Source organism: Azospirillum cavernae (genome assembly GCF_003590795.1).
In the GTDB taxonomy this organism is placed as follows: Bacteria; Pseudomonadota; Alphaproteobacteria; order Azospirillales; family Azospirillaceae; genus Azospirillum; species Azospirillum cavernae.
Genome location: NZ_QYUL01000005.1, coordinates 150,780 through 173,502, shown reverse-complemented (window position 1 = coordinate 173,502; position 22,723 = coordinate 150,780). Strand labels below are relative to the sequence as shown.

At 66.7% G+C, this 22,723-nt stretch carries 16 protein-coding genes; 2 read left to right on the top strand and 14 right to left on the bottom strand.

Going from position 1 to position 22,723, the window contains the following annotated elements:
- Positions 1-283: 283 nt before the first annotated feature.
- The 4 genes from D3877_RS26220 to D3877_RS26205 are packed head-to-tail and all read right to left on the bottom strand — an operon-like array spanning position 284 to position 6,039.
- Complete coding sequence (locus D3877_RS26220) at positions 284-2,074, bottom strand: acyl-CoA dehydrogenase C-terminal domain-containing protein (protein WP_119833754.1); 1,791 nt, start codon at positions 2,072-2,074, stop codon at positions 284-286.
- Between the two features lie 14 nt (positions 2,075-2,088).
- Complete coding sequence (locus D3877_RS26215; protein WP_119833753.1) at positions 2,089-4,419, bottom strand: 3-hydroxyacyl-CoA dehydrogenase/enoyl-CoA hydratase family protein; 2,331 nt, start codon at positions 4,417-4,419, stop codon at positions 2,089-2,091.
- Positions 4,420-4,450: 31 nt separating this feature from the next.
- The gene (locus D3877_RS26210) at positions 4,451-5,587 is read right to left on the bottom strand and encodes a thiolase family protein (RefSeq protein WP_119833752.1); all 1,137 of its coding nucleotides are present in this window, start codon (positions 5,585-5,587) and stop codon (positions 4,451-4,453) included.
- Positions 5,584-6,039, bottom strand: a complete 456-nt coding sequence (locus D3877_RS26205; protein ID WP_119833751.1) for a MerR family transcriptional regulator — start codon at positions 6,037-6,039, stop codon at positions 5,584-5,586. Before D3877_RS26205 ends, D3877_RS26210 begins: the two co-directional genes overlap by 4 nt.
- A 298-nt stretch (positions 6,040-6,337) precedes the next feature.
- On the opposite strand from D3877_RS26205, the gene D3877_RS26200 reads away from it, so the two are divergent.
- Entirely contained in the window at positions 6,338-6,523 is a 186-nt protein-coding gene (locus D3877_RS26200; protein ID WP_119833750.1) for a hypothetical protein, read from the top strand.
- A gap of 37 nt (positions 6,524-6,560) precedes the next feature.
- On the opposite strand, the gene D3877_RS26195 is transcribed toward D3877_RS26200, so the two are convergent.
- Positions 6,561-11,387, bottom strand: a complete 4,827-nt coding sequence (locus tag D3877_RS26195) for an alpha-2-macroglobulin family protein (protein ID WP_119833749.1) — start codon at positions 11,385-11,387, stop codon at positions 6,561-6,563.
- 247 nt (positions 11,388-11,634) lie between these two features.
- On the opposite strand from D3877_RS26195, the gene D3877_RS26190 reads away from it, so the two are divergent.
- Positions 11,635-13,152: an FAD-binding oxidoreductase gene (locus D3877_RS26190; RefSeq protein WP_119833748.1), complete on the top strand. Its 1,518-nt coding sequence runs from the start codon at positions 11,635-11,637 to the stop codon at positions 13,150-13,152.
- A 46-nt stretch (positions 13,153-13,198) separates the two neighbouring features.
- Here D3877_RS26190 and D3877_RS26185 read toward each other — a convergent pair whose 3' ends face one another.
- From D3877_RS26185 to D3877_RS26140, 9 genes are all read right to left on the bottom strand, one after another.
- The gene (locus D3877_RS26185; protein ID WP_119833747.1) at positions 13,199-14,143 is read right to left on the bottom strand and encodes an oligopeptide/dipeptide ABC transporter ATP-binding protein; all 945 of its coding nucleotides are present in this window, start codon (positions 14,141-14,143) and stop codon (positions 13,199-13,201) included.
- A gap of 12 nt (positions 14,144-14,155) precedes the next feature.
- On the bottom strand, positions 14,156-15,148 hold the full coding sequence (locus tag D3877_RS26180; RefSeq protein WP_119833746.1) for an ABC transporter ATP-binding protein: 993 nt from the start codon (positions 15,146-15,148) through the stop codon (positions 14,156-14,158).
- Positions 15,145-15,981 (bottom strand): ABC transporter permease, encoded by an 837-nt coding sequence (locus D3877_RS26175; protein WP_119833745.1) that lies wholly within the window; start codon positions 15,979-15,981, stop codon positions 15,145-15,147. Before D3877_RS26175 ends, D3877_RS26180 begins: the two co-directional genes overlap by 4 nt.
- Positions 15,981-16,937 (bottom strand): ABC transporter permease, encoded by a 957-nt coding sequence (locus D3877_RS26170; RefSeq protein ID WP_119833744.1) that lies wholly within the window; start codon positions 16,935-16,937, stop codon positions 15,981-15,983. Before D3877_RS26170 ends, D3877_RS26175 begins: the two co-directional genes overlap by 1 nt.
- Positions 16,934-18,487, bottom strand: a complete 1,554-nt coding sequence (locus D3877_RS26165) for an ABC transporter substrate-binding protein (RefSeq protein ID WP_119833743.1) — start codon at positions 18,485-18,487, stop codon at positions 16,934-16,936. Before D3877_RS26165 ends, D3877_RS26170 begins: the two co-directional genes overlap by 4 nt.
- Positions 18,488-18,769: 282 nt before the next feature.
- Positions 18,770-19,519, bottom strand: coding sequence for an aspartate/glutamate racemase family protein (locus tag D3877_RS26155; protein WP_119833741.1), 750 nt, complete (start codon positions 19,517-19,519; stop codon positions 18,770-18,772).
- The gene (locus D3877_RS26150; RefSeq protein WP_119833740.1) at positions 19,519-20,352 is read right to left on the bottom strand and encodes an ABC transporter permease; all 834 of its coding nucleotides are present in this window, start codon (positions 20,350-20,352) and stop codon (positions 19,519-19,521) included. The genes D3877_RS26155 and D3877_RS26150 overlap by 1 nt, the downstream gene beginning before the upstream one ends.
- Positions 20,353-20,355: 3 nt before the next feature.
- Positions 20,356-21,288, bottom strand: coding sequence for an ABC transporter permease (locus tag D3877_RS26145; protein WP_119834041.1), 933 nt, complete (start codon positions 21,286-21,288; stop codon positions 20,356-20,358).
- Between the two features lie 78 nt (positions 21,289-21,366).
- On the bottom strand, positions 21,367-22,671 hold the full coding sequence (locus tag D3877_RS26140; RefSeq protein ID WP_119833739.1) for an ABC transporter substrate-binding protein: 1,305 nt from the start codon (positions 22,669-22,671) through the stop codon (positions 21,367-21,369).
- Positions 22,672-22,723 lie beyond the last annotated feature (52 nt).

The following is a 22,723-nucleotide window of genomic DNA, read 5'->3' as shown; positions in this document are numbered from 1 at the left end:
ATATAGCAAACCCCAGCCAAACGTAATGCGAAACGAGATGTAACACGCGTGAGCAATTTTCGACAACCGGAAATTAACTTTTATCACCCAAGCCGCCCGCCGCAGCGCCACAACGTGCCAAACGTTGATCCAACGCCCAACTGACCTCCCAATTGTTGCGCTGCAAGAATGATCCGTCATCCTCGTCTTGCGCCAAGATAGAAAAAGGGCTGGGGCGATGCCAACCAGCATCGCGCCCAGCCCATTCAGTGCCCAACGTCGCGGAGGAAGACGACGCGGGTTGTTAGAAGGCGGCTTCGTCCATCTCCATCAGGGTCTTCGCCCCGGCGGCGATGGTGATGAACAGGCTGTTGATTTGCGGCAACAACTTTGCCATGTAGAAGCGCGCGGTTTTGATCTTGGTCTCATAGAAGACGGCGTTGCCCTCGCCAGCGGCCAGCTTGGCTTGCGCCGCCTTGACCATGCGCAGCCACATCCAGCCAAGCGCGACCAGACCGAACAGACGCAGATAGTCGGTGGCCGCCGCGCCCGCTTCCTCGGGATCCTTCATGCCCTTCTGGGCGATCAGGGCCGTGGCCTGCTGGAGCTTGGCGAAGGCCTTGGCCAGCGGCAGGACGAATTCAGCCAGATCCTCGTTCTCCATGTCGGCTTCGATGTCGCGGCCAACCGGGTGGAAGAAATGGCGCAGCAGACGGCCCATGTCCTGCGGCAGCTTGCGCCCGACCAGATCCAACGCCTGGATGCCGTTGGTGCCTTCGTAGATTTGGCAGATGCGGGCGTCGCGGACATACTGCTCGACGCCGGTTTCCCAGATGAATCCGTGACCGCCATGCACCTGCACGGCGATGTTGCCAGCCTCAAAGCCGATGTCGGTGAACAGCGCCTTGGCGATCGGCGTCATCAACTGGACAAACTCGTCGGCGTCGCGGCGGGCGCGGGCGTCGGGGTGCTTTTCAGCGACGTCCAGGTGATAGGCCACCAGCGCGCCCAACGCGCGGCCACCCTCGGTGTAGGCGCGGGCGGTCAGCAGATTCCGGCGCACGTCCGGGTGGACGATGATCGGATCGGCGGGCTTCTCCGGCGCCTTCACCCCCGACAGGGAGCGGCCCTGAAGCCGTTCCCGCGCGTAGTTCACGGCGTTCTGATAGCTGACCTCGGCCAGCCCCAGACCCTGGATGCCCACGGCCAGACGGGCCGCGTTCATCATCACGAACATGGCGCGCATGCCCTTGTGCGCCTCGCCGACCAGCCAGCCGGTCGCGTCCTCGAAATTCATGACGCAGGTCGAAGACGCCTTGATGCCCATCTTGTGCTCGATGGAACCACAGGCCACGCCGTTGCGCGGACCTGGAGTCCCATCCTCTTTGGGCATGAACTTCGGCACCAGGAACAGGCTGATGCCGCGCGTTCCGGCGGGCGCGTCGGGCAGACGGGCCAGCACCAGATGCAGGATGTTTTCCGTCAGATCATGCTCGCCGGCCGAGATGAAAATCTTGGTGCCGGTGATCTTGTAAGAGCCATCCTCGTCCGGCACGGCCTTGGTGCGGATGATGCCCAGATCGGTGCCGCTGTGCGGCTCGGTCAGGCACATGGTGCCCGACCAGGTGCCATCGACCAGACGCGGCAGGAAGCGCGCCTTCAACTCGTCCGAGCCGTAGGTCGCCAGCGCGTTGTAGGCGCCCAGCGACAGGCCGGGATACATGCCGAAGCTCAAGTTGGCGGAGCAAATGAACTCCTCCATCATGATGTTGACCAGCTTCGGCAGCCCCTGCCCGCCATAGGCCGGGTCGCAGGCCAAACCCTGCCATCCCGCCTCAATGTAGGTGGTGTAGGCCTCTTTGAAGCCCTGCGGGGTGCGGACGACGCCATTTTCAAAATGGCAGCCCTCGCCGTCGCCCGACTGGTTGAGGGGGAACAGAACCTCCTCACACAGCTTGGCGCCCTCCTCCAGCACCTGCCCGACCAGTTCGGGGGTGGCGTCCTCATAGCCCGGCAGGGCCGACAGCTTGTCCAAACCGACGATTTCGTCGAGGACGAAACGCACGTCCTCAAGCGGAGCCTTGTAGATCGGCATCGTTCAATCCCCCCTTAATTCCGCAGCGGCTTGCCGGTCAAGAGCATGTGCTCGATCCGGTCGATGGTTCCGGTCGTGCGCACCAACTCCATGAACGCCTTGTGCTCCAGACCCAGAACATGATCCTCGCCAACCGGCTTGGTCGCGTCGGCGTCGCCGCCGCTCAGGATCTCGGCCAGCGCGGCGCAGACCACCTTGTCGTGCGGCGTGACCTTGCCCTGAAGGGCGAAGCCCTCCACAGCCAGTTCCAGCGCGGCGCGCGCGGTCGGGCCGGGCAGCGTGAAGCTGTCCTTTTCCGGGGGCGTGTAGTTGGCCGCCAGCTCCAGCGCCTTGGCTTTCGCGTCGGCCAGCAGGCGGTCGCGGTTCATGGTGACGCCGTCGGTCGCCCGGAAATACAGCAGCTCCTTGGCTTCCGCCGCCGATTTGGCGACCGTCGCGGTGCTGATGATCTCGAACGCCTTGGCGACGGCGGGCATCGGGCCGCGCGGAGCCTTGGGGTTCTTGGCGTGACGGGCCAGCATCTCGGTGCAGCCGCCCCAGGCGGGGATCAGGCCGACGCCGACCTCGACCAGACCGACATAGGTTTCGGCGTGCGCCTGGACATGGTCGGAATGCAGCAGAATTTCGCAGCCGCCGCCCAAAGCCATGCCGCTGGGGGCCGCCACCACCGGGAAGGGGGCGTAGCGCAGGGCGCGGTAGGTGCGCTGACCGCCCTCCACCATCTCCTCGATCTGCGGCCACAGGCCGATGTTCAGCGCGAAGAGGGCGAGGCCCAGATTGGCGCCGACCGAGAAATTGTCCGCCTCATTGTGGATGACCAGGGCCTTCCAGGCGCCGGTCCCCTTGCCGATCAGGCTGATGGCCTTGCCGTAGGCGGCCATGATGTCGCCGTCCACCGCGTTCATCTTGCTGGTGAACTCGACGCACAGCACGCTGTCGCCAATGTCCCACAGGCTGGCCGAGGCGTTTTTCCACACCGGCTTGCCCGCCGCCCGCTTGACGTCGGACAGCAACAGCACGCCGTCGGGGCGCACGATGGCGTCATAGACGCCCGCCGTGGTCAGATGCTGAAGCTTGCCGTCTTCCACCCGGTAGAAGGGACGGCCCGCCGCCGCGTCAATCAGGGCCGGAACCGGAATGCCTTCCGATTTGCAGAGTTCGGCGAACCAGGCGGTGCCGAGACGGTCGATCAGCTCGAACGGCCCCTGCTTCCAGGCGTAGCCAAGCCGCATGCCCTCGTCCACCGCGACGATGCTGTCGGCGATTTCCGGCACCAGACTGGCGGCGTAGGCCAGCGTTTGAGCCAACACGCGGCGGGCGAATTTGCCGCCCTTGTCCGGGTGCTCGCACAGCTTGCGCAGGTCGCGGCCCGCCGCCGTCACGCTCTCCAGCCGGGATTTTTCCGACGGGGCGAACTCGCCGGTGCGCAGGTTGATCGATTCCTTGACCTTGCCGCCACCGGCCTTGTTGATCCGGTAGAAACCGCCCTTGCCCTTGCGGCCGATGTAGCCGTCGGCGATCATTTTGGTGATGACCGCGTGCTCGCGCACCGTGTCGCGGTAGGCGTCGCCAGCGGGCAGCGTCGCCAGCAGGCTCTTGGCGATGTGCGGCATCAGGTCGAGGCCGACCAGATCCATCAGGCCGAACACGCCGGTCTTGGGAACGCCCATCGGACGACCGCCGACCGCGTCGGCCTCTTCCACCGTCAGGCCCAGATCGACGGCGGCGTTGACAGCCGCTTGGATCCAGAAGACGCCGATGCGGTTGGCGATGAAGCCCGGCGTGTCCTTGCAATGGACCACGCCCTTGCCCAGCCGTCGGTCGCAGACGTCGGCGATGGCCGCCATCGCGTCGGGCCGGGTGGTCGGGCCGCCGACGATCTCCAACAGCCGCATGTAGCGCGGCGGGTTGAAGAAGTGCGTCACCAGGAAATCGGCCTTGAACTGCTCGCTCTGCCCCTCGGTCAGAACGTTCAGCGGGATGGTCGAGGTGTTGGACGACACCACCGACCCGGCCTTGCGCACCGGGTCGATGCGCTTGTAGAGGTCGGCCTTGATCGCCGGGTTTTCGATGATCGCCTCGACGATCCAATCGACGTCGGCCAGCAGATTGAGGTCGTCCTCAAGATTGCCGGTGGTGACGAGCTTGGCGTTGTTGCGATGCATGAAGGGCGCGGGGTCCGTCTTCAGCATTTTGGCCACGGCGCCCTTGGCGATGGCGCTGCGGTCGCCCTCCTTCGCTGGGATGTCCAGCAGGACGACCGGGATGCCGGCGTTGGCGAAATGGGCGGCGATCCCCGCCCCCATCACACCGGCGCCGATCACGGCGGCGCGTTCGATCTTCATGGATTCTTCCTCCCTGATGCCCGTGCCGCCGTCAGACCGCTTCCAGGATGGTGGCGATGCCCTGACCGCCGCCGATGCACTGGGTGGCCAGCGCGAATTGCTTGCCTTCACGCTTCAGCAGCGAGGCCGCCTTGCCGGTGATGCGGGCGCCGGTGGCGCCGAGCGGGTGGCCAAGCGCCAGCGCGCCGCCATCCAGATTGACCTTCGCCAGATCAATGTCGAGGTCGCGCATGCAGGCGATGGCCTGCGACGAGAAGGCCTCGTTGATTTCGATGATGTCGATGTCCTTGATCGACAGACCGGCGCGGGCCAGCGCCTTTTGCGTCGAGGGGATGGGACCAAGCCCCATCAACTCCGGCGCGCAACCGGCCACCGCGATCGAGCGGATCTTGGCGAGGATCGGCAGACCGTTCGCCTTGGCGTACTCTTCCGTCGTCACCAACACGGCGGACGCGCCGTCGGTCAGCGGCGAGGAGGTGCCGGCCGTGACCGAACCGTCGGCGGTGAAGGCGGGCTTCAGACCGCTCAAGCCTTCGACCGTGGTGCCGGGGCGGATGCAGCCGTCGCGGTCGACCAGACCGGCGGGGGACTGGATGCCGACGATCTCATCGCTGAGACGGCCAGCGGCCTGCGCCTCGGCGGCCTTGGCGTGCGAGGCGGCGGCGAGCGCTTCCTGGTCGGCGCGGGGAATGCCGTATTTCTTGGCGACGTTCTCAGCCGTGACGCCCATCGAGCAATAGGCTTCCGGGTAAAAATCCTTCAGCGCGGCGTTCGGCATCGGGTTGAAGCCCATGATCGGCACGCGGGTCATCGATTCGACGCCGCCGCAGACGAACAGCTCGCCAGCGCCCATCTGGATGGCGCCCGCCGCCTGATGGATCGCCTGCATCGACGAGCCGCAATAGCGGTTGACGGTGGTGGCGGCGGCGGTCAGCGGCAGCTTGGCCAGGAAGGAGATGGTGCGGGCGACGTTCATGCCCTGCTCGCCTTCGGGGAAGGAGCAGCCGACGATGACGTCTTCAACATCCTGCGGGTTCGCGCCGGTGCGCTCGACCAGCGCCGCGATGACGCGGGCCAGAAGGTCGTCGGGACGGACCTTGGTCAGTTCGCCCTTGTGGGCGAAGGCGAAGGGCGAACGGGCGTAGCCTGCAATGACGACCGACTTCATGAGAGCTTCTCCTCCATGGACTGCGTCTCCGTGGCGCCGTTTCGGCGCAAATGCTCGGAGATCTGAGTGTCGAAGTGGCGCAACTCCCGCAACGTCTGCTGGACGTCCTGGAGCTGCCGTTCAAGGGCCTGGATTCGGCGGCGGGCGAGTGATTGCGCGTAACGCATCTGCTCGGTCTGGGCGTCGTCCGTGTCGTAAAGGTTCAAGAAATCTTTGATCTCGGCGAGGCTGAAGCCAAGCCGTTTGCCACGGCAGATCAAGACCAGCCGGGCGCGGTCGCGATGGTTGTAGACGCGGGTTTGCCCGTCGCGCTTGGGCGACAGCAGCCCCTCATCCTCGTAATGACGGATCGTGCGGTGGGTCAGGCCAAATTCTTCGGCCAGTTCGCCGATGGATCGGTTGCGGTCCTCCGCCTCCCGTCCCGTCGCCCCGGCTCCGATCTCCGCCTGCACCGCGCTCTCCCCATTCCGCCGCCAACGCCCTTAGTTGACGTTTACGTAAAGGTAAGGGTGCTCGCCCGCGCTGTCAACAATCTTGTTGAGGACACGGACCACTCCCCTGCCAAACAGGTGCGAACACGGACATGGGTGCGGCGCGCCCGCGCAGTGACAGGACGCCACATGCGTTCACAACCACCCACTGTGGCAGGCTTCGCCGTTCAGAGGCTGAAATCTGATGAAAACCCGAATTCTCAAGGGATCAGGCAGCCCCGTGAAAAGCAGAGTCGCGACAGGGGAACGGAGACAACCCATGTCATCGCGCGTGATTGTATCGTTGGGCGTCTGGATTCTCGCCACCGTGCTCATCAGCACCATGATGGTGGGCGCGGCGTTGTTGTTTTACGTCGCCATGACCGCGTTCTTCGCGGTGTTCATCGGTGTTTTGGCGCTCGTGACCCGCCGACCCAAAGGTCGGCGGGACCACGGCTATTTGTAAAAGACCCGGAGTCGGGTGAACGGAACAGGGCGGCGCCCTATTCCGCCAACACGCGCAGACGGCTGCCCGCCAAGCGCGCGGAGACATGCGGGCGCTGCAAATCCTCGACCGTCGCGCCGGGGGCGGCGAACTCGCCAACGGTCACGGCCCGCGCCAGATAGGCCAAACGGAAGCGCGGGTTTTGCTTGCTCAGATCAACCGCCGCGACGAATCGGTCGTCGCGGAACTCCAGATGCCGGGTGGCCGAGACCTCGCCCAGCCAGGGCAAGGCGCTGGACGGGCCACCAGCCCCCAGCCGGACATTCTCGATCTCGAATCCGGCGGGCAGCGGGTCGGACACCAGAACCGCGTGCTCCAGCGGATCGGTCGCTTCCCCTTCCAGCACCACGACCAGAAGGTCGTTGTGACGCGCGCCAGCCAGATCGACCGGGCGGCCCGCCATGTCGTAGACCCGCCGCGACAGGGTCATCCCCTGCTCTTCCGCCAGGGCCGGTTGATCGGGAACGCCGATGACCGTCACGGTCTGCCGAACCTCCGCGCCGAGATTTTTGACGGTCGGCGGGTTGGCCCCATCGAGTCGCAGGAAGAGCGGCTTGGCGTTCTCCACCGTCTGGTCGCCGACCGCCAGCTTCATCGGGGCGGCGCGATCCATCAGCGCCTTGGCCGCTTGCAGCAGCCACGCCTGTTCCTGCGGGTTGGTGGCGCGCACGGCGGCGAAGGTTTTGGCGACGCGCTCGCCCGCCTGGAACAGCCGGTCACGCTCAACCACGCCGCTTTCCGCCATCAGAGCCACCACCCCGGCTTCGTCGCGCAGGGATGACCCATGGTCGCGCAGCGACGCCGACACCATCCGGGCGCCGGACAGCTTGGCGAAGGCCTCCGTCGCCCGAGGGGCGTCGCCCAACAGGGCGGTGGCGGCGGCGATCTGGGCGCGCCCGAAATCGGTTTGCAAGCGGTCCCAATAGGTTTCCTGGAAATAGCGCACGGCGCCCGCGTCGGTCATCTTGGCCCGCGCCAGCACATAGAGGGCGTAGGCGCGGCCCGGCAGGTCGGCGGTTTCGACCCAAGCGTTGTCGATGGCCTGCTTCAGCCACTCCAACCCCTTGCGATAGGGCTGGTCGGGAACGCGATAGCCCGCCGCCTTGGCGCGGCCCAGCACGTCCACCGCGTAGGCGGTCAACCAAGGATCGACGTCCCCCTTGGGCGACCAAGCGGAGAAGGCGCCGTCCGGGCGTTGGAAGGTCAACAACCGCTCCACGCCGCGCTGAAGCCGGGCCTTGAGACGATCCTCCGACGCCACGCCCAACCCGGCGGCGACGTCGCTCATCGACAGCAGCGGCAGGATGCGGCTGGCGGTTTGCTCCGCCCCGCCGACGCCCGCGCGATCCAGGGCGAACAGCAGGCCCGCGACGTCGATGTCCGGCAGGGGCGCGACCTCCGCCGCCACCGCCAGTGTTTCCGGGCGCAGGCCAAAGCCAACGTCGCTCGGCGGCGTCAGAGTCTTGTCGGTGGGCAAGGCGGCAAAGCTGCGGCGCGCCACCGACGCCGACGCCGGACGCACCAGCACGTCCCAGCGGCGGGTGACGCGCAGCCCATTCGGGCCGGTGACGTCCAACGTCACCGCGCCGGAACCGACGCCGGACGCGGTCAACACCCGGCCAGCGGTCGCCCGCTTGCCGCGCGCCAGATTGGCGATGGTCAACGGACCAGCGTCGGGGGTGGCGAAGGACACCGCCCCTTCGGCGCTGAGCGCCGCCTGATAATCGCCCGCCGGGCCGTTCAAATTGTCGAGCGTCAGCAACGCCTGCGCCATGTCGCCCGGCGTCAGAAAGCGCGGCAGCGCCAGATCGGCCAACACCGGATCGCGGACCAGCACATGAGAATCGGCGTGACCAAGTTTGCCACCGCTCCAGGCTACCGCCATCAGGCGCAAACGCCCCTGAAAGTCTGGCAGGTCGAAGGGAACCGACAGCTTGCCGTCCGCCCCGACCGGCAACACGCCGGAGAAGAGCGAGACCACCCGTTCCGACTTCGGCGGCACCAGCCCGGAGATCTGGCGCACGCGCGGCGTCGTCGTCCCGCGCGGACGGGTCGCGTCCAGCCCCGCCGGGTCGATCAGCCGACCGTAGGAATCGCGCAGCTCGACGCCAAGCCGACGTTTGCCGAGATAATGATCGACCGGGTCGGGCGTCGCCTGCCCGGTCAGTTGCAACACCGATTCATCGACCGCCGCCAAGGTCACAAAGGCCGGTTGGCCTTCCGGCGCGCCCTCTACCGTCACCTCGGCGGTCAAGGAACGCCGGGGTTCGCTTTCCAGCGGAGCGCTCAGACGAACATTCAGGGAGCGAGCCGCCGGATCGACGGCCAGCCAGGACAGGCCGACCGCGCGGCGCGGCGGCCCCTTGGTCTGCGGGTCGGGAATGGAAAAGGCGGTGGCCAGCACATAGGCCCCGTTGGTCCAGTTCGCGCCGACCGGAATTTCCAGGAACGCCCCCTCCGGGCCGATGGCGCGGCTGACCGCGTGCGTCACCGCGCGATCCGCGATCGCGACCAGCACCTGACTGTGGTAGGGCGGCTTGACATAGACCCAGGCGGTGTCGCCGCCCTTGTAGGCGGGCTGCATGACGGTGACGTCAACCTCGTCCGGGCGCTCGCCAGCGGTCGGGGTCATCCACCAACCAGCGGCGAAGCGCACGCTGGTGGACACGCCGCTTTTGGCGTCGAACAGCTCCAACCGATAGCGACCCGCCGTCACCGGCGCCTCAACCGCGCCGGGCGCGGCGGAGGTGACGGTCAGCGCGCCGCCGGTCACGCGCTGGTCGCGCACCGTGACCTTGTAATCCCAATGCCCGTTGGCCTCGAACCAGGCGTAATCGTAATCCTCTTCAAACAGCTCATAGGACAGATCGGCGCTGTCCACCGGCTTGCCGTCCGGGCCAACGGCGACCACGTCGAAACCGGCGGTCGCGCCCTCTGGCACGCCGTCGCCCTCAAAACGCGGCTTGACGCCGATGGCGAAGGGCTGATGGCGCACTGGCAACACCAGATCCCGGCCAACCGGACGCCCGCCAATGTCGATCAAAGTGGCGCGCACCACCGCTTCCAAGGGCCGCGTGCTGTCCGGCGCCTGAGGCAGACGCACAGCCAGGGTGGCTGTCCCGGCGTTGTCGGTGGTGAAGCCCGGCAGGTCGATCCGCTTCGGCTTCACCTCTTCCTGGGCCAAACCGAAACGGTAGCCGGGCAAGTCGGGATAAGGGTTGGCGGCGGCACGCAAGGTGACGGCGAGTTCGCCCGGCAAACCGGCGGCGGGGGAGCCGTAGAGGAAATGCCCGTCCACCGTCACCGTCGCCGCGCCGTCGGCGGCGATCTCCTTGCTCGACGCCGTCAAGGCGACGTCGATCCGGGGAGGCACGAAATCCTCCACCAGAAACTCCGCCCGGCCCAAAGCCGGGCCAAGCGCGCCGCCATCCGTGTCGACATGCGCCGTCACGCTCCAGCCGCCCGGATAGGCGTTCATCGGCAGATCGACGCGGGTGGAATAGGCTCCGGCCCCGGCATCCGTCAGCGTCCGGCGCTCCACCTCGAACCCATCGGGTCGCAAAATCCGCAGGATCAGCGGCTTGCCGCCGGGCAATGGGTTGAGGTCGGCGTCGCGCAGCAGGCCGGTGAGTTGCACCGACTCGCCCGGGCGGTAGATGCCGCGCTCGGTGTAAAGAAAAGCGTCTCCGGTCGGGGCCGGACGCGCCACCGTCGGCGCCGGTTGCCCGGTCTGCGGTTGCCCCGATTGCGGCCCAGACTGCGGCCCCGATTGCGGTTGTCCGCTCTGTTCCGCCGCCGCGCCGCCGCCGGTCAAATCGAGCACACCGAAATCGCCAGTCCCGCGCACCGCGAACAAGGCCTGAAGCGGCTCGGTCGTGGCGGCGCGCAAAGCGGCGAGGTCAAAACGCCCCAACCCATCCTCGCCGGTTTGAACCTTGCCCAGTTCCACGCCGTTGCGGGCGACCAGACGCAGGTCCACCCCGGCGGCGGGGGCCGCCGTCTGCGTCGAACGGGCGAAGACGACCAGCGAATCCTCGCCCAGAATCGTGTTCAGGCCAAGGTCGGAGACGACGAACCATTGAGTCGCCTTCTGCTCCCAGCCGCCGGGCTTGATCTCGTCCACGCCCGCGACGGCCACATAGACGCCCGGCTCCAGCTTGCCCAACACCCCGTCGATGGGAAAGGCGGTGGTCACGGCCTTGTTGGGGACGTTGCCGATGCCCATGTCGCCGCGCCAGACCTCTTGCCCGGCGCGGTCGATGATCTCGCCAACGTCGAAATCGGTCATCTGCTGGGCGATGCGCCCAAAATAGATCTTTTCGACCAGACTGCGGTCGGCGATGCGCAAAACCTGGAGCTTCGCCCGATCCAGATTGATCGAGCGCAGCGGCAGGCCGTCGCCGCCAACCCGTGGCAGGATGTAGCCCGCGCCCCGAAAGGCCAGGGACGGCTTGCGGTTGGGAACCTCCACCTCGCGGCTGTCGGCGGCGGGCAGACGCTTGCCGTCCACGCCGGGCAGACCTTCGCGCAGGGTGATTTTGTATTTCTGGCCGTGTTGCAGCCCCTCGACGCACAGGCTGCGGTCGCGCGCCACGGCGACGCCCTCCACGGCGGGCTGAACATCCACAAAATCGCGGAAATTCACCACGCGGGACCGCTCCAGACGGTCCGTGAAGGCGAAACAGGCTTGGGGAACGTCGCGTTCCGCCGCCACCTCCACCCCGGCGACGCCGAAGGGGACCGGCTCGGCCGGTGGATCGGCGGCGAGAGCGGGAAGGGACGACGCGAGGAAAACGGCGGAGACACGCGCGAGCGCACGCAGCATACGAGACAGGCCCCAATTCCCAGATGGGTCCGCCCGCACGGCCAAGGCGGAAAGCCCTGGCGGCGGCGCGGACCTTTGCGAAAACCGGCGGGAGTATGCCCAACCGCCAAAGGTTTCGCCATCGCTTTGCTGCGTCCGCGTCAGGAACTTCGGCGACGCGCGCCAACCGACTGGCGATCCCACCGATACACTTAAAAATAATTATTATCAGCGACAATAACATCCGTCATCAACAGCGGAGCGCGCCATGCCGCCCATCATGCAGTCATCCCGCCGCACATTTCTCGTTGGTCTTGGCCGCTTCGCGGTGGCGGCGGAGGCGGCGCGCTTCCTTCCCTCCGTCGCGCTGGCCGACGATTCGCTCAAAGCCCTCTGCCCGCCGCCTTCGGCCTGGACCGATCTGGCCCGCAAGGTCAGCGGCGGCGTGCTGCGCCCCGACGATCCGTTCTTCGGCGACGTCTGCCGCCCCAACAATCTGCGCTACGTCGCCACCCTTCCGGCGGGCGTCGCGCGCTGCGTGACGGCGCAGGACGTCCAGGCCTGCCTCACCTGGGTCAAGCAACAGGGCATGCCCTTCGCCGTGCGCTCGGGCGGGCACAATTACGCGGGCTATTCCACCACCCCCGGCTTGTTGATCGACATGTCGAAGATGGCGGGGGCGGAGTTGGTTCCGGGGTCCGACGGGCTGGTCCGGGTTCTGGGCGGCACGCTGAATTCGGCGGTTTACAAGCAGCTTGAGCGGTTGGGGCGGACCATCACCCACGGGCGTTGCGATTCCGTCGGCGCGGCGGGATTCCTGCTGGGCGGCGGCATCGGCTTCAACATGCGCAAATGGGGCGTGGGGTCCGACCTGCTGCGCGCCACCGATCTGGTGACGGCGGACGGCAGCTTGGTCAACGCCGCCGCCAATCAGGATTCCAACCTGTTCTGGGCCTGCCGGGGCGGCGGCGGCGGCAATTTCGGCGTCAACACCGCCTTCACCCTGCAAACCCAGCCGGTCAGCACGGTGACGGTGTTCAACATCACCTGGACCAAGGATTTGCCGCGCGTGCTGCGCCTGCTGTTGACCGAACTGGCCAGCGCGCCGGACGATTTCGGCAGCAAGATCAGCGTCACCATCCCCAGCCTGTCGGAGCGCTGCGACAAGGTGGGGACGACCCTGTCGATCCTGGGCCAACTCCACCCGTCGAAAACGACGCTGAAGGAGATTTTCAAATCCACCTGGGAATTGGCTGACACCCGCAACGTGAAGGAAGACGTCGCCTATTGGGCGGGCCAGGATTTCCTGACCGAAACCACCTACCCCTACTTCTATCAGGAAAAATCCAGCTACATGAAGGCGGCGGACATCAGCGAGGAGGCCATCGCCGCCATGTTCGATTGGGCGGCGAAGATGCCCGGCACGTCGATGCCGTCCGCCTTCAAATTCTTCCAGGTCGGCGGCGCGATCAACCGGATGGGGCCGACCGAGACCGCCTATGTCCATCGCGGCTTCGATTGGCTGTTCAGCGTGGAGGCCAATTGGTGGCGGCCCACCGACCCGCTGCCGCTGGTCGAGGCGAATTTGGATTGGCAGCAACGCTTCTATGAGGACGTCAACCGACGGACCAAGGCCGCTGGCGCGTTCCAGAATTTCCCCGATCCGTCGCTGGCCGACTGGCGCAAGGCTTATTACGGCGAGAATCTTGATCGGCTGTCCCAAGTGAAAAAGGCCGCCGATCCCACCATGCTCTTCAATTTCCCTCAGGCCATCCGTCCGGCCTGAACGCCCGCCCCCGCGTTTGTGGGCGATCCGCTTGAGGCCATCCGCTTCAAGGGGTGAGAAGCGGCGTGTGACAAGCGACGCGGCGCCCGTCGGCCAGAGTTTGCTCCACTGGCTCGACGGCGCCGCAAAGGTTGGTGGCCAGCGGACAACGGGGGTGGAAGACGCAACCGCTTGGCGGGGTGCGCGGGCTGGGAACCTCCCCGTTCAAGGGGGGAACGCGCGACAGACGCTTGCCCGGATCGAACCGTGGAGCGGCGGCCAGCAGCGCGCGCGTGTAGGGGTGGGCGGGCGCTCTCAGCACGTGGTCGGCGGCCCCGATCTCCACCACCCGCCCGAGATAGAGCACAAGAACGCGGTCGGCCATCGCCCGCACCACGTCCAGATTGTGCGACACCACCAGACAGGTCAGGCCAAAGCCGCGCTGGAGATCCACCAGCAGATTGACGATGTCGCCCTGCACGGAGAGATCCAGCCCGGCGGTCGGCTCGTCGGCCACCAGCAAGCGGGGTCGCAGAACCAGGGCGCGGGCGATGCCCACCCGACGGGCCTGCCCGCCGCTGACCTGATGCGGGTGCTTGTCGAGCACGCCGTCCGGCAGCCCGACCCGCCGCAGCAGGTCGAGCACGCCGGGCCACGCCTCGGCCAGCGGCACGTCGTGGATGCGCAGCGGCTCGGCCAGCAGATCGCGGATTTTCATGCGCGGCGACAGAGCGGCGGCGGGATCCTGAAAGATCATCTGCGCGGCGCGGCGAAACGCCTTGAGATCGCGTCCACGCAAGCCGGTGATGTCGGCCCCGTCGAAGCGCAAGCTTCCCGCCGTGGGCGGAACCAGCCCCAACGCGGCGCGAATCAGCGAGGTCTTGCCCGACCCGCTTTCGCCGACGACTCCCAGCGTCTCGCCGCGCGCAAGCGCGAAGGACACCGACCGCACCGCCGGAACGGGGCCGAAATTCAGCGACAGGCGGTCCACCGACAGCAAGGGGTCAGTCACGGCGCCATATCCTCACACCAGCAGACAGGCGGCGGCGTGGCCGCCGTCGCCATCCACCGGGCGCAACTCCGGCACGGCGTCGCGGCAGGAATCGATCGCCTGGGAACAGCGCGGAGCGAAGACGCAACCCGGCGGCAGCCGCGTCGGGTCCGGCGCGTCGCCGGGAATCGTCGCTAGGGTGGCGCGGCGAACGACGTCCGCGCCGATCTCGCAGGCCAGCAGCGCGCGGGTGTAGGGATGGCGCGGGGCGCCCAGCACGGCGGCGGCGGGGCCGCGCTCCACCAGCGCCCCGGCGTAGAGCACCGCCACATCGTCGCACAGGTGCGACACCAGCCCCAGGCTGTGGGAAATCAACAGAATGGTTCCCTGGAAGCCGTGGCGAAGCTCGTCGATCAAGGCGACGATCTGCCCCTCGATGGTGGGATCGAGCGCGGTGGTCGGCTCGTCGGCGATCAGCAGATCGGGTTCGCACAGCAGGGCGGCGGCGATCATGATCCGTTGCCGCATGCCGCCGCTGAACTGGTGCGGGTAATCGCGGATCCGCCGCGCCGCGTCGGGAATGCCAACCCGCGTCAGCATCGCCACCGCCCGCGCCATCCGGTCGCGCCGCGACGCCTTCGGCGCCTTGGCGCGTTGCAGATCAACGAGTTGGGTTCCGACGCGGAACACCGGATTCAGCGCCCCCATCGGATCCTGAAAGATCATGGCGAAGCGGGAGCCGCGCAGCGCGGCGACGGCGGCCTCCGGCTCCGCCAGCAAATCACGGCCCTCATACAGGATCCCGCCGTCCAGCCGTGAGAGGTTGGCGGGCAGCAAGCGCGTGATCGCCGAGGCCAGGGTCGATTTGCCCGATCCCGATTCCCCGACCAGCCCAACGATGCGCCCGCGCCCAAGATCAAGCGTGACGTTGCGCAGGACCTCGGCGGGGCCAGCGCTGGTCGCGAAGGACACCGACAGGTCGCGGATGGCGATCAGCGGGTCCGCGTCCTGCGTCGGTCGGGTCATGGCTCCACCCTCAGCTTGGGGTCGATGGCGTCGCGCAGCGCTTCGCCGAACAGGGTGAAGCCCAGCGTCGCCAACGTCAGCATCCCCGCCGCGACGATCACCGGCCAGGGCGATTGCGACAGGGTGGTGTAGCCGTCGTGCAGCAGCGTCCCCCAACTGGCGCGCGGCGGCGGCACCCCGACGCCCAGGAAACTCAAGCCGGCCTCGATGGTGATGACCACGGGAATGTCCATGCTGGCCAGCACGACCAGCGGGCCAAGAATGTTGGGAACCAGATGATGCGCCGTGATCCGCCAGGGTTGCGCGCCCAACACCCGTTCGGCCTCCAGAAACGGGCTGTTGCGCAGGCTCAGCGTTTGCGCCCGTGCCACCCGGCCGAAATGCGGAATCAGCGTGATCGCGACGATCAGGATGACCTTGTCCAGCCCCGGCCCCAGCAGCGCCACCACCGCCAGCGCGAAGACCAAGGTGGGAAAGGCGCTGACGATGTCGAAGACCACCAGGATCGCCCGCTCCCCCCAGGGCGAGGCGTAAGCCGCCGCGATGCCCAGCAGAGTTCCCACCGCCAGCGCGATGGCGATGGTGGACAGCGCCACCAGCAGCGCCACCCGCCCGCCATCGGCCGTCCGGCTGAACAGGTCGCGGCCAAGATGGTCGGTGCCCAGCCAATGGGCCGTCGACGGCGCGCCGAAGCGGGCCAGAATGTTGAGCTTGTTCGGATCATAAGGGGCCAGCGGCGGGCCGATGACGCCGAGCAGCAGCACCGCCACGACCAGCAACAGCCCTAATCGCCCGACGGGCTGACGCCACACCCGCCCGAACACCGCGCGCATCAGCGCTCCTCCGCCTTGGCGATGCGCGGATCAAGCCACGCGTAGCTGAGATCGACCAGAAGATTGGTCAGGGTGAACAGGCCGACCACCACCAGAACGCAGGCCTGCACCACCGGGTAATTGCGCGACGCGATGGCGTCGTACACCAGCGTGCCGATTCCGGGCCGGGCGAACACGATTTCGGCGAAGATCGCCCCGCCCAGCAACCGCCCGACGCCCAGCCCCAGAACCGCCACGGTCGGAATCGCCGCCGGTTTCAGGGCGTATTTGTAGACGATCACCCGCTCCGCCACGCCATAGGCGCGCAGCGTGCGGATGTGCGCCTCCCCCAGCACATCGAGCAGGGAGGCGCGCAGCAGCCGCGCGATGTAGCCGATCCAACCCAAGGCGAGCGACAAGGCGGGCAAGGCCAGCCGGGCCAACTGGTCGCCCAGCGTCCCGCTTCGGCTGACGCCCAGCACGGGAAACCAGTCGAGCCAGACCGAAAAGATCATCAGCAGCAGGATCGCCACCACGAAATTCGGGATGGCGATGAAACCGATGCTGACCGCCGCCGCCACCCGGTCGATGAGGCTGCCCGGATGGGTCGCCGCGTAGCAGCCCAGCGGCACGCCGAACAGGATGGCGAGGCCGATGGCCGACAGGGTCAGGCTGACGGTGTAGGGCAGAACCTCCGCCACCATGGTGACGATGGGGCGGCCCGACACGACGTCATTGCCAAGATCGCCGCGCAGCACGTTCCACAGGAACAGGGCGAAACGCTCGGCCACCGGGCGGTCCAGCCCCATCGCGTGGGAAAAGGCCTGAACCGCTTCCGGCGTGGCGCGCGGGCCAAGCAGCGCTTGCGCCGGGTTGCCGGGGATGACCAGGGTCAGGGCGAACACCAGGGCGACCGCCCCGACCAGCACCAGCGCGGTGGTGGCGAGGCGGCTCCCAATCCGGCGAAGAAGCCTCACGCCGGGCTGAACCGATTGTAAAGCTGGTCGTCGCCGTTGGGCAGAATGCCCGGCGTCAGCCAATCCTTCAGCGCGTAGACGTTGACCTCGTGGGTCAGCCAGATGAAGGCGGCGGACTCGTCGATCAGCTTTTGCGCCTCGATGTAGAGCCGGGCGCGTTCGGCGGGATCGGTGACGCCGCCCGCCTTGGCGAACAGCGCGTCGTATTCCGGGCTGTTCCAGCGCTGCCAGTTCCAGCTTCCGATTTGCGAGGCGGTGAACCATTGCAGTTGGAACGACGGATCGGCCTTGCCGCCGAAGCGTTGCAACGACAATTCCAGATTTTTGCCCGCCTCGCCGTTGCCCGCCGACCAGAAGCTTCCGCCCTCCTGCACGTCGAGATCCAGGGTGATCCCGGCCTCGGCCAACTGCGCCTGAACGATGATTCCGGCGTTCTGGTAGGCGGGCTTGTTCAGCAGCGTCAGTTTGGCGCGCAGGGCGGGAACCCCGGCTTCGGCCAGCAGCTTTTTCGCGGCGGCGACGTCGCGCGCGTGGCGCGGCGCGTCCTTCCAATTGCCCAGCAGCCCCGGCGCGACCGGGCCATAGGCGCGACCGACCGCGCCGTTGTAAGCCCCCTCGATCACCTGATCGACGTCGATGGCCAAGCGGATCGCCCGGCGCACGCGCGGATCGTTGAAGGGCGGCTTTTCGACGTTGACGCCGATCCACACGAAGTTGATCGAATCCTGCTTGAGGATCTTGGCGCCGGGGATTTTGGCGATGTCGGCGGCGTTTGCCGGTTCGATGGCGGTGAATTGCAGCTCGTCAGCGCGGAAGGCCAGCTCCGCCGTCTTGGAGTCGCGCACCGGGCGCAGGATGATTTCCTCAAAACCCGGCTTCGGCCCCTGAAACTCCGGGTTGGCCTGAAGGACGACGCGCTCGTTCGGGCGCCATTCCTTCAACAGATAGGGGCCGGTGCCGATGACCTTGGTCGGCTGGTCGGCGCGGTACGCCCCCGCCTCATAGGCCTTGCGCGAGATGATGAGGCCGGAAATGTCGGGCAGCGCCACCTGCCACAGCGCCGGGGCCGGGGTTTTCAGCCGGATGCGGCCGCTGTGCGTTCCCGTGACCTCAACCTCCTCCAGCGCGGCGAAATCCGTGCTGTACAGCACGGGTTTGCCGTCGGCGCCGGGCTTGATCGCGCGCTCGAAGGAGAATTTCACGTCGTCGGCGGTCAGCTCGCCAAAGCCGCCGTGGAATCGCAGGCCCGGCTTCAACTCAAACTCGATGACGGTGTCGGAAACCTGCTCGATCCGCTTGGCGGCGGACAGTTCCCACTCAAAGCTGCCGGGTTTGAAGGCGATCAAGCCCTGAAGCACCACACGCAAAAGGTTGCCTTCCGGAAAGCTCAAGCGGTTGAGCGGGTCGAACGGCGGCTGGACGTCGCGCGGCAAGGCCAGCGTGACGCTCTTGCGGCCCGATTGGGCAAGGACCGGCAGAGAAAAGCTGGTTCCGGCGACGCCCAACGCGGCCCCGGCGGCCAAAAGCTGGCGTCTGTTCAACGTGGCCATGGTGAGGTCCCCTTCGCTTGCGGATCGGTTGGCGGCGGCCCTGCGTTCGATCATCGCCTAGAGGGCAGGATCGGACACAGCAAAACCCGACAGGCCCAGCGTGTCCAGCACCATCGCCGTCTCAGAAAACGCGCCAGCCTCCAGAATGGCCGCGCTCAAGAACCGGATTTTGAGCCTCTGGCGGCGGCCATCGCCGAAGACACGATCACCACAAGCCTTTCCAACATTCCGGAACCGCAAGATAGGGCGCGCAAATCCCGGCGTGGCTGAGGTTGTTCCACTCTAAACAGGCGCAAAACCCGCCAGCATCCCGGCGTAGGCTTTGGGCAAGGGGTGGGCGTAACCGCCGCGCTTGCTGGTGCGCAGGCCCAGCGCCGCCAGCCCTTCCACCAGCTTCACGGCGGCGGACACGCCGTCCACCACCGGCACGCCGAACTCTTGGCTCAGCGCGCGGGCCAGATCGGCCATTCCGGCGCAGCCCAAAACAATGCTTTCCGCCCCATCCTCGTCCAGCGAGCGGGCAATTTCCGCCCGCAGACGCTCCAGCGCGCCGGAGGTCGGATCCTCCAGCGCCAGAACCGGCACCTCGGCGGCGCGGACCCGACAGCGCCCGGCCATTCCATAGCGTTGGGCCAACCGCTCCAGCGCCGGGACCGAGCGTTGCAGCGTCGTCACCACGCCGAAGGATCCGCCGAGCAGGCTGGCTGTCTGCATCGCCGCTTCGCAGATGCCGACCACTGGCCCGCGCGCCACGCAGCGGGCGGCGTCCAGCCCGACATCGTCGAAACAGGCGATCACCGTCCCGGCCAGCGGCGTTCCGGCGCGCGCGGCCTCGCGTTCGCGCCGGGTGATTTCCTCCAGCAGGCCGGGAACGGCCAGCGCCTCGTCGTAATAGCCCTCGATGCTGGCCGGACCCATCGCCGGGTTGACCGCCAGAATCCGGGTGCCGGGCGCGGCGGCGTCGCGGGCGGCGGCCCCGATGCGCGCGGTCATCGACGCGGTGGTGTTGGGGTTGACGACCAGGATCTCCATCACGCGGCCCTCAGGCTTTGCCGCAAGCGGCGGCGGCGCAGCCCGACCACCGCCAGCAGACACAGCCCGATCATGGTGAAGGAGAACAGGGTGGTCAGCGATCCCAGCGCGTAGAGCACCGGCGTCGTGACGTTGGTGGTCATGCCGTAAATCTCCAGCGGCAGCGTGTTGAAGGACCCGGCGGTCATCAGCGTGCGGGCGAACTCGTCGTAGGACAGGGTGAAGCCGGACATCCCCACGCCGATCAGGCTGGGCAGCAGGATCGGCAACACGACGTGGCGCACCGTCTGCCACGGGCTGGCCCCCAGATCGCGCGCCGCCTCCTCATAGGCCGGGTTGAAGCGGTTGAAGATGGCGAAGACGATCAGCAGGCCGAAGGGCAGCGTCCAGGTCAGATGCGCGCCCAGGGCCGAGCCGTACCAGGTCGGTTCCAGGCCCAGGATGTTGAACAGCAGGCCGATGCCCAGGCTGACCAGGATGGACGGCACGATCAGGCTGGCCACCGCCAGATAGAACAGCGCGTCGCTGCCGCGAAAGCGCCGCCGGAAGGCGAAGCCCGCCAGCAGCGAAAACAGCACGGTCGCCATCATCACCACCAGCGCCAAGGCGATGGAGCGGCGGAAGGATCCGCCGAAATCGCCAACCGCCTGCTGCTCGAACAGATTGCGAAACCAGTGGGTGGAGACGCCGTTCATCGGAAAGGTCAAGCCGCCCTCCGGCCCCTGGAAGGACAGAACCAGAATGGTGATGGTCGGGCCGTACAGGAACAGGACGAACAGGCCGAAAAAGCCGGCCAACAGGTAAAAGGACAGGCCCCGCTTGGCGTCGGACATGGCTCACAGCTCCTTTCGGATGTCGACGACGCGCAGCATCGCCGCGACCATCAGCAGGACCACGGCCAGAAGAATGACCGCGTTGGCCGCCGCCGCCGGGTATTGCAGCAGGGAGATTTCGTTGGCGATCATCAGACCGATGGAGGCGCTTTGCCCGCCGCTCATCAGCCGCACGGTGATGAAATCGCCCATCACCAGCGTGACGACGAAGATGGAGCCGATGGCGATGCCCGGCTTGGACAGCGGCAGGATGACGTTCCACACCACTTGCCAGCCCGCCGCCCCGGCGTCGCGCGCGGCTTCCACCAGCGCCCGGTCGATCCGCATCATTGAATTGAAGATCGGCACCACCATGAACAGCGCGTTCAGGTGGACATAGGCCAGCACCACCGAGAAATCGGAAAACAGCAGAAATTCCAACGGTTGGTCGATCACCCCGGCGGCGATCAGCGTGGAGTTCAACAGCCCGTTCCGCCCCAGAAACGGGATCCAGGAGATCATGCGGATGATGTTGGAGGTCCAGAACGGAATCGTGCAAACCAGGAACAGCACCATCTGCCAACTGGTGGAGCGGATGTGAAAGGCCAGGAAATAGGCCACGGCGAAGCCGATCACCAGGGTGATGGCCCAGGTGAGCGCGGCGAACTTCACCGTGTTCAGATAGGTTTTCCAGGTGACGGGCGAGGTCAGCAATTCGGCGTAATTGGTCAGCACGAAATCGGGGATCACGCGCACGCTGTCGTAATCCCAGAAGCTCACCACCAGGATGGTCAGGATCGGAATCAGCAGGAACAGGATCAGCGTCACCGCCAGCGGGGCCGCTTGCAGATAGGGCGCGACACGGCGCCAGCGGCGGGCGTGAACCGCGCCGCCGCCCGGCTGTGTCTGGCCTGATGGGACGTGGCCCGGCGTGGCTTGGGTGGCGGTCACGGTCATGGGGAACACTCCCTTTTGGGCCGCGACGAACGCGCCGCCCAAAAGGGGGGCGGGCGTTCGTTGCGGTTTAGAAACAGATCAGGCGGCGATGAACTCGTTCCACTTGCGGACCATGTAACGATCCTCGTCCATCACGGCGTTCCAGCAGGCGACGCGGCCCATCCGCTCTTCAAAGGATCCGCCGTCGCGCACCGCGCCCGCCTTTTCCATCACCTTGCCTTCGGGGTTGAGGATGTCGGTCTTGGCGGGCTTGCCCTCCATCCAGAAGGCCCATTCGTCCGCCGACATGTGTTGTTTGGCGGTGTCGAGCACGGCGGAGTAATAGCCCTGGCGGTTCAGATAGGCGCCGACCCAGCCCGACAGATACCAGTTGATGTATTCATAGGCGGCGTCCAGCTCCAGCCCGGTCAGATGCTTGGCCAACCCCAGCCCGCCGCCCCAGGCGCGGTAGCCTTCCTTCAGGGGTTGATAGACGCAGGGAATGCCCTTGGCGCGCACGGCGGCGACGGCGGGCGACCACATGGATTGGATGATGACCTCGCCGGACGACATCAGATTGACGCTCTCGTCAAAGCTCTTCCAGAAGGCGCGGAACTGGCCCGCCTTCTTGGCTTCGGTCATGATCGCCAGGGTCTTGTCGATCTCCTCCTTGGTCATGTTGCCCTTGTCGCCATAGGTCACGGCGCCCATGGCTTCGCAGACCATGGCGGCGTCCATGATGCCGATGGACGGGATGTTCAGCAGCGACGCCTTGCCCTTGAAGGCGGGATCCAGCAGATCCTTCCAGCTCGAAATCGGGCGGCCGACCAGATCGGGGCGGATGCCCAGCGTGTCGGCGTTGTAGATGGTCGGAATCAGCGTCATCCACTGGGTGGGCGACTTGGCGAATTTCGTGGAATCCTTGCCTTCGACGAAACCGACGCTGTGCGGGGCGGTGCCCTGCGCGATGGCGCTGGACGGCGTCAGCTTGCCGTTGACGAAGATCGGCACGATCTTGTCGAAATTCTTCAGCTTGCCGACGTCCATCGGCTGGATGACGCCCGCCGGGAAGATTTTCTTGGCGATCCAATATTCAATGTCGGCGATGTCGTAGGATTTCGGCTGTGTCGCCGCGCGCTGGGTCACGGCGTCGGAATCCAGCGCCGTCATTTGCAGGGTGAATCCCAGATCCGCTTTCACCTTGTCGGCGACGGCGTTCAGGTTGGACACGCCGGTGCCGATCTGGCGCAGGGTGATGTTCTTGATGTTCTGCGCCCAGATGGTCGGAAAGCCGGTGATCGCGCCGGACCCGACCGCCACGCCAGCGGCGGCGGCGGTTCCCTTAAGCAGTGCGCGGCGGCTGACGCCGGTGGTGGCGGGGGAACCGGAACGCGTGTCGGACATGCTGAGCCTCCAGTGTGGTCGTGTCGGGTCGATGAGGGAGCGGTTGAAAGAC